13 protein-coding genes are annotated in these 13219 nt (G+C 73.8%); 5 read left to right on the top strand and 8 right to left on the bottom strand.

The features are described from left to right. Positions 1-14 precede the first annotated feature (14 nt). The 8 genes from ACSURM_RS31300 to ACSURM_RS31335 form a co-directional block, all read right to left on the bottom strand. Positions 15-536: a cupin domain-containing protein gene (locus ACSURM_RS31300; protein ID WP_436959120.1), complete on the bottom strand. Its 522-nt coding sequence runs from the start codon at positions 534-536 to the stop codon at positions 15-17. A 7-nt stretch (positions 537-543) separates the two neighbouring features. Continuing rightward, positions 544-1758 carry a cytochrome P450 gene (locus tag ACSURM_RS31305; protein WP_436959121.1) on the bottom strand — a complete coding sequence of 405 codons (1215 nt, stop codon included), beginning with the start codon at positions 1756-1758 and terminating at the stop codon, positions 544-546. After that, complete coding sequence (locus ACSURM_RS31310) at positions 1755-2819, bottom strand: type III polyketide synthase (RefSeq protein ID WP_436959122.1); 1065 nt, start codon at positions 2817-2819, stop codon at positions 1755-1757. The genes ACSURM_RS31305 and ACSURM_RS31310 overlap by 4 nt, the downstream gene beginning before the upstream one ends. A gap of 499 nt (positions 2820-3318) precedes the next feature. Beyond that, a complete protein-coding gene (locus ACSURM_RS31315; protein ID WP_030603860.1) occupies positions 3319-3552 on the bottom strand; it encodes a DUF6213 family protein in 234 nt (77 codons plus the stop codon). A 26-nt stretch (positions 3553-3578) separates the two neighbouring features. Next, positions 3579-4964 (bottom strand): NADP-dependent succinic semialdehyde dehydrogenase, encoded by a 1386-nt coding sequence (locus ACSURM_RS31320; RefSeq protein WP_436959123.1) that lies wholly within the window; start codon positions 4962-4964, stop codon positions 3579-3581. Positions 4965-5041: 77 nt separating this feature from the next. Then, positions 5042-5515 carry an NUDIX domain-containing protein gene (locus ACSURM_RS31325; protein WP_436959124.1) on the bottom strand — a complete coding sequence of 158 codons (474 nt, stop codon included), beginning with the start codon at positions 5513-5515 and terminating at the stop codon, positions 5042-5044. Beyond that, positions 5512-7050 (bottom strand): ATP-dependent DNA ligase, encoded by a 1539-nt coding sequence (locus ACSURM_RS31330; RefSeq protein WP_436959125.1) that lies wholly within the window; start codon positions 7048-7050, stop codon positions 5512-5514. The genes ACSURM_RS31325 and ACSURM_RS31330 overlap by 4 nt, the downstream gene beginning before the upstream one ends. Before the next feature lie 29 nt (positions 7051-7079). Continuing rightward, the gene (locus ACSURM_RS31335) at positions 7080-8009 is read right to left on the bottom strand and encodes an NAD(P)/FAD-dependent oxidoreductase (RefSeq protein ID WP_436959126.1); all 930 of its coding nucleotides are present in this window, start codon (positions 8007-8009) and stop codon (positions 7080-7082) included. A gap of 77 nt (positions 8010-8086) precedes the next feature. Between ACSURM_RS31335 and ACSURM_RS31340 the strand changes: the two genes are divergently transcribed. The 5 genes from ACSURM_RS31340 (at position 8087) to ACSURM_RS31360 (ending at position 13142) form a co-directional block, all read left to right on the top strand. Next, a complete protein-coding gene (locus tag ACSURM_RS31340; protein ID WP_436959127.1) occupies positions 8087-8659 on the top strand; it encodes a helix-turn-helix domain-containing protein in 573 nt (190 codons plus the stop codon). A 167-nt stretch (positions 8660-8826) separates the two neighbouring features. Next, positions 8827-9798: an NADPH:quinone oxidoreductase family protein gene (locus ACSURM_RS31345; RefSeq protein ID WP_436959128.1), complete on the top strand. Its 972-nt coding sequence runs from the start codon at positions 8827-8829 to the stop codon at positions 9796-9798. After that, positions 9795-10976 carry an acyl-CoA dehydrogenase family protein gene (locus ACSURM_RS31350; RefSeq protein ID WP_436959129.1) on the top strand — a complete coding sequence of 394 codons (1182 nt, stop codon included), beginning with the start codon at positions 9795-9797 and terminating at the stop codon, positions 10974-10976. Before ACSURM_RS31345 ends, ACSURM_RS31350 begins: the two co-directional genes overlap by 4 nt. After that, entirely contained in the window at positions 10973-12052 is a 1080-nt protein-coding gene (locus tag ACSURM_RS31355; protein ID WP_436959130.1) for an acyl-CoA dehydrogenase family protein, read from the top strand. Before ACSURM_RS31350 ends, ACSURM_RS31355 begins: the two co-directional genes overlap by 4 nt. Positions 12053-12206: 154 nt before the next feature. Further along, on the top strand, positions 12207-13142 hold the full coding sequence (locus ACSURM_RS31360; RefSeq protein ID WP_436959131.1) for a phosphatidylinositol-specific phospholipase C/glycerophosphodiester phosphodiesterase family protein: 936 nt from the start codon (positions 12207-12209) through the stop codon (positions 13140-13142). Positions 13143-13219 lie beyond the last annotated feature (77 nt).

Raw genomic sequence — 13219 nt, forward strand, 5'->3', positions numbered from 1 at the left:
ACGGCTGCGCCCCGTCACCGGTGCTTCAGCGGCGTCAGCTGTTCGATGTCGTACTTCGCCCTGAGCGCCTCGATCGCCTCCTGGTCCGGCGGGCCCCCGCCGGCCAGGATCTCCAGCAGTTCCTCGAAGTAGCGTTCGTGGTCCGGCGGGGGAGACGCCTGGAAGAACATCTTCGCCGGGCTCTCCGTCGGGTTGGCGAAGGCGTGGGGGCAGCCCGGCGGTACGACGATGACCGTGCCCGGAGTCGCGCGCACCACCCGGCTGCCCGAAGGCGACTGCCACTTCTGCCAGTTGTCGGGGGTACGGATGCGCGGCTCGAAGGCGAGGACGTCCAGCTCGCCCTCGAGGACGTAGAACAACTCCTCGCTGCGCGTGTGCACATGGGCGCCCACGTCGAAGCCGGGCGGCACCTCCACCTCGAAGGTCGAGGCCATCCGCGAATGGGTGCCGGTGACCTTGAACGTCACCCGCTGGGCCGGGGTCGCGACGACACGGCCGTGCCCCGGTGGCACGTACAGTCCCTCGGTCTCGGTCATGAGCGGCTCACCACGTCACCGGCAGGGCCTCGGGGCCCCGGATCAACGCACCCTTGCGGAACGGCACTTGGTCCGGCGGTACGGCCAGTCGCAGACCCGGGACCCGGTCCAGCAGGGCGTCCGTCAGCAGCTCCTCCTCCATCCGGGCCAGGATCCCGCCCGGGCAGTAGTGCGGGCCGAAGCCGAACGCCGCGTGCGGGTTGGGGCTGCGGGAGAAGTCGATGGTGTCCGGGTCGGGGAAGACCTCGGAGTCGCGGTTGGCGGCCAGGTACGAGACGTAGACCGGGTCGCCCGCGCGGATGCGCACCCCGCCGATCTCCACGTCCTCCAGGGCGACGCGGGACAGCCCGACCGCGTTGCGGTGCGGGATGTAGCGCAGGAGTTCGTCGATCGCCCGGGGTCTGAGCTCCGGCTCCGCGCGCAGCCGCCGCAGCAGCGCGGGGCGGGTCAGCAGCAGGTAGAAGAGCTGCCCGCTGTTGCTGGTGACCGCCTCGCCGCCGATCTGGAGGAGGACGGCGAGGCCGACGGCCTGGTCCAGCGTGATCTCCGCACGGCCCACCGTGGCGCCCAGCAGGGAGGCGACGTCCTCGCCGGTGCCGTGCTCGCGCCGGCCGATCAGCTCGGAGAAGTACGCGGCCATCTCCCGCTTGGCCCGCTCGCTGATCCGCTTGCCGTGCGAGGAGGAGAGGATCAGCCCGGTCCAGGTGTGCAGGGCGTGCCGGTCGCCGGCCGGGACGCCCATCAGCTCGCAGATCACCGCGATCGGGAACGGGCCGAGCACCGCGCTGGTCAGGTCCGCCGGCGGGCCGCCGCGCAGCAGGTCGTCGACCAGCTCCGCCAGCCGGGCACGCGCCTTCTCCCGCACCCGCTCCACGCCCTTGGCGCCGAACGCGGCGGCCACCGAGCGGCGCAGCCGGGTGTGTTCGGGCGGATCGAGGAAGCCGACCGCGCCCGGCTCCGGGATGAAGTGCGGGGCGAGCCGGGTGACCTGCTTGGCCATCACCGCCGCACGGCTGAAGCGGGGGTCGCCCGCCACCCTGCGCACGTCCTCGTACCGGGTGACCAGCCACGCCCAGCCCTCCCCGTGCGGCAGCTGGACGCGGGTGACCGGGCCCTCCGCCATCAGATCGGCCAGCACCGGGTCGAAGTCGGTGCCGGGCAGGTCGAGCGCCGGCCAGTGCCGAACCGGGGGCAGGGTCTCGGGGAGCGCCGGCGCGGTCACCGCCCGGCTCCGTCCCCGTCGGCCCAGCGCCCGACCGTCATCTCGGCGGTGATCCCCGGGCCGAACCCGGCGAGCAGCCCGCGCGCCCGGTCCTCGGCGCCGCCCTCGTCGAACAGCCGGCGCAGCGCGTCCAGGACGACGGCGCTGGCGATGTTGCCGTACTCGGTGAGCGTGGCCCGGCTGAACCGGAAGGCGTGCGGGTCGACCTCGAGGAACTTGCTCAGGTCGTCGAGTATGCGGGGACCGCCCGCGTGGATGATGTAGAAGTCCAGGTCGGACGCGTCCCAGCCGTGGGTGCCGGCCAGGTCCCGCAAGGCCGGGGCGAGCGGCTCCATGGTCGTCGGCACCCGCTTGTCCAGCAGGAAGTGGAAGCCGGTCGCGCGTACGTCGTAGGCGATCCATTCCTCGGTCTTCGGGATCAGGTAGGAGCCGTTGCGCTCCAGGCTGACGCCCCGGCCGCCGCGCCCGCGGACCACGGCGGCGGCGATGCCGTCGCCGAACAGCCCGTTGGAGAGCAGCGATCCGACGCCGAGGTCGGTGGGCTGGTAGCACAGCGAGCAGAACTCGCAGGCCACGATGAGGGCGTTGGCGTGCGGGTAGGCCGAGCAGAAGTCGTGCGCCCGGTTGATCGCCGCGCCCCCGGCCGCGCAGCCGAGCTGGGCGATGGGGAGCTGGCGGGTGGTGCTGTCGAAGTCCATCTCGTTGATCAGCCATGCCGTGAGCGAGGGCATCATGAAGCCCGTGCACGACACGTAGATGATCACGTCGATGTCGCTGGTGAGCAGTTCCGCGTCGTCCAGCGCGCGCTGGATCACCGCGGGGACCCGGGCCTTGGCCTCGGCCTCGTAGAGCTTGTTGCGCTCCTCGAAGCCCGGGTGCTTGAGGGTCTCCTCGATGGGCTGCACGATGTGCCGCGTCTTGACGCCGGTGTTCTCGATCAGCCTGAGGGCGAGTGGCAGTTGTGGGTGGTCGGCGTGGCGGGAGCGCGCCAGCTCCAGCGTCTCCTCCATCGTGATCACGTACTCCGGGACCGACACCGAGGGCTTGCACAAGGTCGCCATGAACCGTCCCTGCTTTCCGTGTTCCGACAGGGCCTTCGCCCGCCGGTCAGAAGGTGGGTTCGCCTCTGTGGGCGCTCCATCCACCGTCACCCGGGAGGGCGATGATCTCGCGTTGGATTACTCCGAACCGGGGACGCCGGGGTCCGGCCCGGAGGGCGATTTCTGCGGCCGGACGAGGGAAAAGAGCAGGCCGGACGTTATGCCGGAGGGACCGGCGGCGAGGAAAGCGGGCCACGCGGTGGGGAGGACTCGGGCGGCAGGCGGCCCGGGCGCCGGGCGGCTCGGACTGCGGGCGGGGACGGTTGGGGCGCCGGGGCGGGGACGGCACGGGGGCCGTGGGCGGCCGGGCGCCCGGTGGGCGCGACGAAGGTGCCCCGACCATGGGCGGCCGGGGCACGGGGCGGGAGTCACGCGGGCGCGGCCCGACCGCCTGGGCTGTGCCGGAGTCGGCGGGCCCGGCCTCACCGCCGGGGCGGGGCGGGCGTTCGGCGGGCGCGGCCTACTGCGTCCCGCTGCTGTGCGCGATGCACGCGACGTCGATCCGGTCCGCCAGCTTGGCCAGCTCGATGGTCAGCGCGGCCACGGTGTCCTCGTCGAGCCCCTGCTCGCCCGCCTCGACCAGATGGAGCCACCGCGCGCCCACGGTCCGCAACAACTTACTCACGTCGGCCGCGGAGACCTGCAAGGCCCCGCGGTCGTCGACGATCAGAGGCAGGGTCACTTCGCGGTTCACAGAACGGGATGGTAGCCGCGCGGCCCTCACGCACCCTGCCAAACCGTGGTGATGTTGCAGAACTCCCGGATTCCGTGCCCGGACAGCTCACGCCCGTACCCCGAGCGCTTCACCCCGCCGAACGGGAACGCCGGGTGCGAGGCGGTCATCCCGTTGACGAACACGGAACCGGCCTCGAGGTCCCGGGCGAACCGCTCGACCTCGGTCTCGTCCCGCGTCCACACGTTCGAACTCAGGCCGAACGCCGAGTCGTTGGCGATGAGCACGGCCTCGTCCACGTCGTCCGCCCGGTACAGCGTGGCGACCGGTCCGAACGCCTCCTCGCGGTGCACGCGCATCTCCCGGGTGATCCCGGACAGCACGGTCGGCGGGTAGTACCAGCCGGGCCCGTCCGGCCGCTCGCCGCCGCACAGCACCGTCGCCCCGCCGCGCCGGGCGTCGTCGACCAGTTCCTCCAGGTCGGCGCGGCCCCGCTCGCTGGCGATCGGCCCGATCTCGGTGTCCTCCGCCAGCGGGTCGCCGACCTTCAGGGCCCGCATGCCCGCGACGAACTTCTCGGCGAACGCGTCGTAGACGTCGGTGTGCACGATGAACCGCTTGGCGGCGATGCAGGACTGCCCGTTGTTCTGCACCCGCGCGGTCACCGCGACCTCGGCCGCGCGGTCGAGGTCGGCGGAGGGCATCACGATGTACGGGTCGCTGCCGCCCAGCTCCAGCACCGTCTTCTTGATCATCTCCCCGGCGGTGGACGCGACCGCCCGGCCCGCCGGTTCGCTGCCGGTCAGGGTGGCCGCCCTGACCCGCTCGTCGCGCAGGATGTCGTCCACCGCGCCGGAGCCGATCAGCAGCGTCTGGAAGCAGCCCTCCGGGAAGCCCGCCCGGTGGAAGAGGTCCTCCAGGTACAGGGCCGTCTGCGGCACGTTGGAGGCGTGCTTGAGCAGGCCCACGTTGCCGGCCATCAGGGCGGGCGCCGCGAACCGGACCACCTGCCACAGCGGGAAGTTCCACGGCATCACGGCGAGCACCGGGCCGAGCGGGCGGTAGCGCACCCGCACCCGGGAGGCGCCCGAGTCGCGCACGTCCGCCTCGGCGGGCTCCTCGTCGGTCAGCAGCCGTTCGGCGTGCTCGGCGTACCAGCGCATCGCCTTGGCGCACTTCGCGGCCTCCGCGCGGGCCTGCCGGACCGGCTTGCCCATCTCGGTGGTGACGACCCGGCCGATCTCCCGCTGGTCCTCGTCCAGCAGCTCCGCGGCTTTGGTCAGCAACCGGGCGCGTTCGGCGAACGAGGTCGTCCGGTAGGTGCGGAACGTGGCCTCGGCCAGCTCCAGCCGGCGTTCCAGCTCGTCCTCGTCCATGGGCTCGTACGTCTTGAGCGTCTCGCCGTTCGCCGGGTTCACCGTCGCGATGGGCATGACCGACCTCCCTGGGAGCGGGCTTGTCTCGACCTTCGCGCGCGGCCCGGCAAGTCGCAACGCGACAGGTCCTCGGATCAGGCCGAGTGCTCCGCCAGCCGGTCGAGAAACGCGGCCTGCGCCGTGATGATCACCGCACGGGCCCGGTCCGGGGTGAACCACGCCACCCGGTCCAGCTCCGGGAACTCCTGGAGCCGGCCGGACCGCGGCGGCCACTCCATGGTGAACGTCCCCGGCTCGATCGTCCCGGGGTCGAAGTCCGCCTCCACCGCCCAGGCCGTGACGATCTTGCCGTTGCGCTGCGCGACCTCGCCCAGCGGTACGGCCTCCCCGTCCGGCGGCGCCACCCCCAGCTCCTCGCGGAACTCCCGCCGGGCCGCCTCCCAGGCCGGCTCCGCCGGGTCGTACTCGCCCTTGGGCACGGTCCAGGCGCCCGCGTCCTTCCTGGCCCACAGCGGACCGCCCATATGACCGAGCAGCACTTCCAGGCCCTGGCCCGTGTGCCGGAACAACAGCAGTCCCGCGCTGCGCCTCGCCGTCCGCACCGTCATGCCCCGACCTCCGGATGGGCTGCCAGCAGGGCCTCGACGGTGTCCGCCTCCTCGGGGCGCTTGTCCTCGCGGTAGCGGAGCACACGGGCGAAACGCAGGGTGACACCGGCCGGATAGCGGGTGGAGCGCTGCAGGCCGTCGTAGGCGATCTCCACGACGAGTTCGGGGCGCACCCGGACCACCCGGCCGTCGTCCTCGACCGCCAGTTCCTGGAGCCGCTCGGTCTGCCAGGCGAGCATCGCGTCCGTCATGCCCTTGAAGGTCTTGCCGAGCATCGCGAAGCCGCCGTCCGCGGTGCGGGCGCCGAGGTGGAGGTTGGACAGCCGGCCGGTGCGCCGGCCGTGGCCCCACTCGGCGGCCAGCACCACCAGGTCCAGGGTGTGCACGGGCTTGACCTTCAGCCAGGACGCGCCGCGCCGGCCCGCGCTGTAGGGCGCGTCGAGCGCCTTGACCACCACGCCCTCGTGACCCCGCGCCAGGGTGTCCGCGAGGAACCGCTCCGCCTCCGCCAGGTCCTCGGGGCCCGCGGCCAGCGTGCGCCGCACCCGCATCGGCTCGGGCACCAGCCGGGCCAGCTCCGCGTGCCGCTCGGCGAACGGCAGGTCGAGCAGATCGCGGCCGTCCACCGCGAGGGCGTCGAAGAAGACGGGGGAGACCGGGACCTCCTCGGCCGCCCGCGCCACGTCGGACCGGGAACCCACCCGGCCCGCCGTCTCCTGGAAGGACCGGGGCCGCCCCGCCGCGTCGAAGGAGATCACCTCCCCGTCCAGGATGAACGCCTCGCAGGGCAACTCCAGCGCGGCGGCCGTGACTTCGGGCAGCCGGCCGGTGATGTCGTCCAGGGTGCGGGTGTGGATCCGCACCCGTTCGCCGTCCCGGTGCACCTGGACCCGGATGCCGTCCAGCTTCTCCTCCACCGCGCAGGCGCCCAGCTTCCGCACCGCCTCCGCGACCGACGACGCGCTGTGCGCCAGCATCGGCAGCACCGGGCGGCCCACCGTGAGCCGGAACCGCTCCAGCGCCGCCGGACCCTCGCCGAGCAGCGCCTCGGCCACCGTCCGGAGCGACCCGGCGAGCATCACGGCCCGCCGTACGTCCGCCGCATCCGCCCCTGTCGCCTGGGCCAGGCCCTCCACCGCGACCGCGTCCAGCGCGCCCTGGCGGACCTCGCCGGTGAGCAGGCCGAGCAGGAAGCGCTGCTCGGCCTCGGTGGCCGCGCCCATCAGTTCGCCGACGATCCGGGACCGCTCCGCCTGGGCCCCGGGCCCGGCCACCCCGCCCAGCTCGCCGAGCCGGGCGTCCACCTCGCGCACGGTGAGCGTCGGCTCGGCGGCCGGCGGCACCGGACGGCCCAGCACCTTCCAGCCGACCCCGAGCCGGCCCTGCGGCAGCCGCCCGGCCAGATAGGGGATGACGATCGGCACGTCCTCCGGCCCGGCCTCCCGGAACAACTGCGCGAGCAGCGCGGTCTTACGGGACCGCGCCGCCGTCGCGGCGACCTCCCGGGACACCTCGGCCAGCCGGGTCAGCAGCATGTCCCCAGAGTGCACCGGGGGCGCCCGGTCTACACCCCCACGGCCGCGTCCAGGTCGCTCATCAGCAGATCCGCGTTGATCGCCACGCCCGCCCGGTAGCCCCGGCTTGCCGCGTTCACCACCTGCTCGGTGGGCCCGCTCGCGTTGCCCGCCGCCCACAGCCCGGGCACGCTCGTCAGGCCCCGTTCGTCGATCACCGGGTAGCTGCCGAACGGGGTCTCGCGCATGTCCGCGCCCAGCTTGACCAGCAGGTCGTTGGCCGGGACGGTGCGCGGGGCGGCGTACAGCACCGCGCGGTCGTGCACGGCGCCCCCGGCGAGCCGCACACCGGTGAGCCGGTCGTCGGTGACCACCAGCCCCGCCACCTCCCCGGGCACCACCTCGACCCCGGCGGCGGCCAGCCGGCGCAGGTCCTGGTCGGTCAGCTCGGCCTCGTCCACCCGGTGCAGGAAGAGCCGTACGTCCTTCGACCACTGGGTGACGATCAGCGCTTGGTGCACGCCGAGCGGCGAGCCGGCGAGCACCCCGGTCGGCAGGTCGCGCATCTCCCAGCCGTGGCAGTACGGGCAGTGCAGCACGTCCCGGCCGAACCGCTCGGCCAGGCCCGGGACCGGTGGCAGCTCGTCGCGCAGGCCGGTGGCGATCACCAGCCGCCGGGCCCGCACCGCCCGGCCGTCGGCGAGGACGACGGTGAAGTCCGTGTCCTTCCTCGCGTCCACCACCCGGTCTTGGGTCAACTCGACCCCGTACCGGGCGATCTCCGCGCGCCCGACCGCCAGGAACTCGGCCGGGGACATGCCGTCCCGGGAGAGGTACCCCTGCATGTGCGCGGACGGCGCGTTGCGCGGCTCGCCCGCGTCGACCACCAGGGTGCGGCGCCGGGACCGGCCCAGCACCAGCGCGGCGGACAGCCCGGCCGCCCCACCGCCGACGACGACCACTTCGTAGTTCTCGGTCATGGTGACCACCTCCGCCCCGACCGTCGCCCAAGCCGTGCCGCATTGACAAAAACCTTTGCCGAACCTGCAATAAGGTCATGAGTACCGACGACGTTCTCGCCGAGGTCGGCCCCCGGCTGCGGCGCATCCGCAAGGAGCGGGAGGTGACCCTGGCGGCGCTGTCCGAGGCCACCGGCATCTCCGTCAGCACCCTGTCCCGGCTGGAGTCCGGCCTGCGCAAGCCCAGCCTGGAACTGCTGCTGCCCATCGCCCAGGCCCACCAGGTCCCGCTGGACGAACTGGTCGGCGCCCCGCCGGTCGGCGACCCCCGGGTGCGGGCCAGACCGATCACCCGGCACGGGCGCACCCTGTATCCGCTGACCCGGCAGCCCGGCGGACTCCAGGCCTACAAGGTGGTCGAACCGCAGCGCGGCGCCGAGCCCGACCCGCGCACCCACGAGGGCTACGAATGGCTGTACGTGCTGTCCGGGCGGCTGCGGCTGGTGCTCGGGCAGCACGACGTGGTGCTCACGCCGGGCGAGGCGGCCGAGTTCGACACGCGGGTGCCGCACTGGTTCGGGCCGGCGGGGGACGGGCCGGTGGAGTTCCTGAGCCTGTTCGGGCCGCAGGGGGAGCGGATGCACGTACGGGCGCGGCCGGCCCGTTCCTGACGCGCGCGCCGTGCGCGGGCCGCCACTCCCCGTGACGTCGGCTCGGAGTCCGGGTCCCGTGACGTCCGCTCGGAGTCCGGGGCCCGTCGGCTGTTCCCTGATCGGCAAGCGACCGCTTAGTATGCGGTCGGACCCGGTCAGACGAAGCAGTCCCGTGGAGGCCCCGCATGCAGGCATGGCAAGTGCACGAGAACGGCGAGCCGAGCGAGGTGATGCGCCTGGCGGAGACGGAGCGGCCCACCCCCGGCGACGGCCAGGTACTGCTGCGGGTGCGCGCGGCCAACGTCAACTTCCCCGACGCGCTGCTGTGCCGGGGCCAGTACCAGGTGCGCCCGCCGCTGCCCTTCACGCCCGGCGTGGAGATCTGCGGCGAGACCGAGGACGGCCGCCGGGTGATCGCCAACCCCGCGCTGCCCTACGGCGGTTTCGCCGAGTACGCCGTCGCCGACGCCCGAGCCCTGCTGCCCGCGCCCGCCCCGCTGGACGACGCCGAGGCCGCCGCCCTGCACATCGGCTACCAGACCGGCTGGTTCGGCCTGCACCGGCGCGCCCGGCTGGAGGCGGGGGAGACCCTGCTCGTGCACGCCGCCGCCGGGGGCGTGGGCAGCGCCGCCGTCCAGCTCGGCAAGGCGGCCGGCGCCACCGTGATCGGTGTCGTGGGCGGCGAGAAGAAGGCCGCCGTCGCCCGGGAGCTGGGCTGTGACGTGGTGATCGACCGGCGCGCCGAGGACGTCGTCGCCGCCGTGAAGGAGGCCACCGGCGGCCGGGGCGCCGACGTGGTCTACGACCCGGTCGGCGGGGAGGCGTACACCCAGTCCGCCAAGGTGGTCGCCTTCGAGGGCCGGATCGTCGTCGTGGGCTTCGCCGGCGGCACCATCCCCGCCCCCGCCCTCAACCACGCCCTGGTGAAGAACTACTCGATCCTCGGCCTGCACTGGGGCCTGTACAACACCAAGAACCCGGAGCTGGTCCGGCACTGCCACGAACAGCTCACCGAGCTGGCCGCGCGGGGCGCCGTCAAGCCGCTGGTCAGCGAGCGGGTGCCGCTCGCCGGCGCGGCCGGCGCCGTGCAGCGGGTCGCCGACGGGGTGACCACCGGCCGGATCGCAGTCGTACCGGAGAACGGAGCCGCCGCATGACCGACGCCGAAGAACTGCGCGGGCGCACCCGGGAGTTCCTCGCCCAGCACCCGCCCGCGAGCACCGGCCGCGCGGACTTCCTGCGGGCCCGGTTCGACGCCGGCCTCGCCTGGGTGCACTACCCCGAGGGCCTCGGCGGCCTCGGCGCCCCGCGCTCCCTCCAGGGCGTCGTGGACGCCGAGCTGGAGGCCGCGGGCGCCCCCGACAACGACCCCCGGCGCATCGGCATCGGCCTCGGCATGGCAGCGCCGACCATCCTCGCCTACGGCACCGAGGAGCAGAAGCGGCGCTATCTGCGGCCCCTGTGGACCGGGGAGGAGGTCTGGTGCCAGCTGTTCAGCGAGCCCGGCGCCGGCTCCGACCTGGCCGCGCTCGGCACCCGGGCGGTCCGGGACGGCGACACCTGGGTGGTCAACGGGCAGAAGGTGTGGACCTCCAGCGCCCACCTCGCCCGCTGGGCCATCCTCATCGCCCGCACCGACCCGGACGTGCCCAAGCACCAGGGCATCACCTACTTCGTCTGCGACATGACCGACCCGGGCGTGGAGGTCCGGCCGCTGCGCCAGATCACTGGCGAGGCCGAGTTCAACGAGGTCTTCCTCACCGGCGTCCGCATCCCCGACAGCCGCCGCCTCGGCGCGGTCGGCGACGGCTGGCGGGTCGCCCAGACCACGCTCAACAACGAGCGCGTCGCCATCGGCGGCATGGCCCAGCCCCGCGAGGGCGGCATGATCGGCCCCGTCGCGAAGACCTGGCGCGAACGGCCGGAACTGCGCACCCACGACCTGCACCAGCGGCTGCTGACGCTGTGGGTGGAGGCCGAGGTGGCCCGGTTCACCGGCGAGCGGCTGCGCCAGCAGCTCGCCGCCGGCCAGCCCGGGCCCGAGGGCGCCGGCATGAAGCTCGCCTTCGCCCGCCTCAACCAGGAGATCAGCGGCCTGGAGGTGGAACTGCGCGGCGAGGAGGGCCTGTTGTACGACGACTGGACCATGCGCCGCCCGGAACACGTCGACTTCACCGGCCGTGACGCCGGCTACCGCTATCTGCGCTCCAAGGGCAACAGCATCGAGGGCGGCACCAGCGAGGTGCTGCTGAACATCGTGGCCGAGCGCGTCTTGGGCCTGCCCGCCGAACCGCGCACCGACAAGGACGTCGCCTGGAAGGACCTCGCCCGATGACGGACCTGCTGTACTCCGAGGAGGAAGAGGCGCTGCGCGCCGCCGTCCGCGACCTGCTCACGGACCACTGCCCGCCGGCCGGCGTCCTCGCCCGCACCGAGTCGGACGCGCCCCATGACCGCTCCCTGTGGAAGTCGCTCGCCGAGGACATGGGTCTGGCCGGTCTCCTGGTGCCCGAGGAGCTGGGCGGCCAGGGCGCCTCCCACCGTGAGGCGGCCGTCGTCCTGGAGGAACTGGGCCGGGCCGTCGCCCCCGTGCCCTACCTGACCAGCGCGGTCGTGGCCACCGAGGCGCTGCTCGCCTGCGGCGACGGCGAACTGCTGAGCCGGCTGGCCTCCGGGCGCACCGTCGGTGCCCTCGCGGTCGGCCTGCACACCGGCCCGGCCACCGGCGTCAGGACCGTACGGCTGGAGAACGGCGCCCTGCACGGCGAGCTGACCGGCGTCGCGGACGCGGCCGTCGCCGACGTGCTGCTCGTCCCGGCCGACGACGGCGGCCTGTACGCCGTCGACGCCGACGCCGACGCCGTGACGGTCCTGCCCCAGACCTCCCTGGACCTGACCCGGCCGTCGGCCACCGTACGGCTGGCGGGCGCCCCGGGCCGCCGCGTCGGGGACACCGGGCCCGCCGTACGCCGGGCCCTGCGCGCCGCCGCCGGACTGCTCGCCTCCGAGCAACTGGGGGTGGCCGACTGGGCGTTGACGGAGACGGTCCGCTATCTGAAGGAGCGCAAGCAGTTCAACCGTCCGGTCGGCGGCTTCCAGGCGCTCAAGCACCGGCTGGCCCGGCTGTGGCTGGAGGTGGTCCACCTGCGGGCCGCCGCCCGCGCCGCCGCCGACGCCCTCTCCTCGGGCCGGGACACCGACGTCACGGTGGCCGTCGCCCAGGCATACGCCGCCCCCGTCGCCGTACGCGCCACCGAGGAGGCGCTGCAACTGCACGGCGGGATCGGCATGACCTGGGAACACCCGGTCCACCTCTACCTGAAGCGGGCCAAGGCGGACTCGATCGCCTACGGCACGGCGGGCGCCCACCGCGAGGCGCTTGCCGGACTGGTCGACCTCCAGGCCCCCTGACATCCGCCCGTGTCCGGTGAAGCCCGCCCCACCCGGGGCGGGCTTTCCGCACGCGGGAAGTGAACAGCGCGCCAACTCGCCGCACCGACAGGTCCGTTCAGGCACCCCCGCACGCATACTCTCCCCGGTCACCATCACCCCAGGGAGGCAGTGCATGACCCTCACCACCCGTCGCGGAGCCCTCACCACCCTCGGCGTCGCCCTCGCGGGCACCGTCGCCCGTCCGGCGAGCGAGTCACCGGCCGCGAGCGGCACCCGGCCCGCGAGTGACATACGGGACGCGAGCGACATACGGGCCGCGAGTGACGCGTCGGCCGGTGACCACCGGCGGCGGCCCCGCCCGCTGTGGCGGGCCCACGCCCACAACGACTACGCGCACCCACGCCCCCTGCTCGACGCCCTCAACCACCGCTTCGGCAGCGTCGAAGCCGACATCTTCCTCGTCGGCGACCAGCTCCTCGTCGGCCACGAGGTGTCCGACCTCGACCCGTCCCGCACCCTGGAGTCCCTCTACCTGGAACCGCTCGCCGCCCGCGTCGCCGCCCACCACGGCTCGGTCTACCGCGGCGCGCACCGGCCGCTGCAACTCCTCGTCGACATCAAGACCGAGGGCGCCGCCACCTACCTCGAACTCGACCGCCATCTGCGCCGTTACCCGCACCTGTTCACCCGGTACGCGCACGGTCGCGTCCACCCCGGCCCGGTCACCGCCGTTGTCTCCGGCGACCGGGCGGCCCGCACCCCGATGGCCGCGCAGACCGAGCGGCGCGCCTTCTACGACGGCCGGCTCGCCGACCTGACCGGCTCCGTCCCCGCCTCCCTCGCCCCGCTCATCAGCGACAACTGGACGCAGAACTTCACCTGGACGGGCACCGGGGCGTTCCCGGACGCCGAGCGGCGCAAGCTGCGGAGCATCACCGCCGCCGCCCACGCGCGCGGACAGCGGGTCCGGTTCTGGGCCACCCCCGACACCGCCGGCCCGGCCCGGGACGCCCTGTGGGCCGAGCTGCTGGCCGCCGGGGTGGACCACCTCAACACCGACGACCTCGCCGGGCTGGAGGTCTTCCTGGACGCCCACGCACTGGCGTAAGACCACACGTTCGGCGGACGTGTCAGCCGCCCGGACGAACCCTCCGCTACGTCACACTTGCGCCCGAACGCCGCACA

Origin of the sequence: Streptomyces sp. SudanB182_2057, assembly GCF_964272715.1 — a bacterium.
GTDB classification, from domain to species: Bacteria; Actinomycetota; Actinomycetes; order Streptomycetales; family Streptomycetaceae; genus Streptomyces; species Streptomyces rubradiris.

Bases quoted from the DNA above. Each gene is read 5' to 3' on its own strand.
- ACSURM_RS31300 (WP_436959120.1), bottom strand. From the start codon at position 536: ATGACCGAGACCGAGGGACTGTACGTGCCACCGGGGCACGGCCGTGTC.
- ACSURM_RS31310 (WP_436959122.1), bottom strand. From the start codon at position 2,819: ATGGCGACCTTGTGCAAGCCCTCGGTGTCGGTCCCGGAGTACGTGATC.
- ACSURM_RS31320 (WP_436959123.1), bottom strand. From the start codon at position 4,964: ATGCCCATCGCGACGGTGAACCCGGCGAACGGCGAGACGCTCAAGACG.
- ACSURM_RS31325 (WP_436959124.1), bottom strand. From the start codon at position 5,515: ATGACGGTGCGGACGGCGAGGCGCAGCGCGGGACTGCTGTTGTTCCGG.
- ACSURM_RS31330 (WP_436959125.1), bottom strand. From the start codon at position 7,050: ATGCTGCTGACCCGGCTGGCCGAGGTGTCCCGGGAGGTCGCCGCGACG.
- ACSURM_RS31335 (WP_436959126.1), bottom strand. From the start codon at position 8,009: ATGACCGAGAACTACGAAGTGGTCGTCGTCGGCGGTGGGGCGGCCGGG.
- ACSURM_RS31340 (WP_436959127.1), top strand. From the start codon at position 8,087: ATGAGTACCGACGACGTTCTCGCCGAGGTCGGCCCCCGGCTGCGGCGC.
- ACSURM_RS31345 (WP_436959128.1), top strand. From the start codon at position 8,827: ATGCAGGCATGGCAAGTGCACGAGAACGGCGAGCCGAGCGAGGTGATG.
- ACSURM_RS31350 (WP_436959129.1), top strand. From the start codon at position 9,795: ATGACCGACGCCGAAGAACTGCGCGGGCGCACCCGGGAGTTCCTCGCC.
- ACSURM_RS31355 (WP_436959130.1), top strand. From the start codon at position 10,973: ATGACGGACCTGCTGTACTCCGAGGAGGAAGAGGCGCTGCGCGCCGCC.
- ACSURM_RS31360 (WP_436959131.1), top strand. From the start codon at position 12,207: ATGACCCTCACCACCCGTCGCGGAGCCCTCACCACCCTCGGCGTCGCC.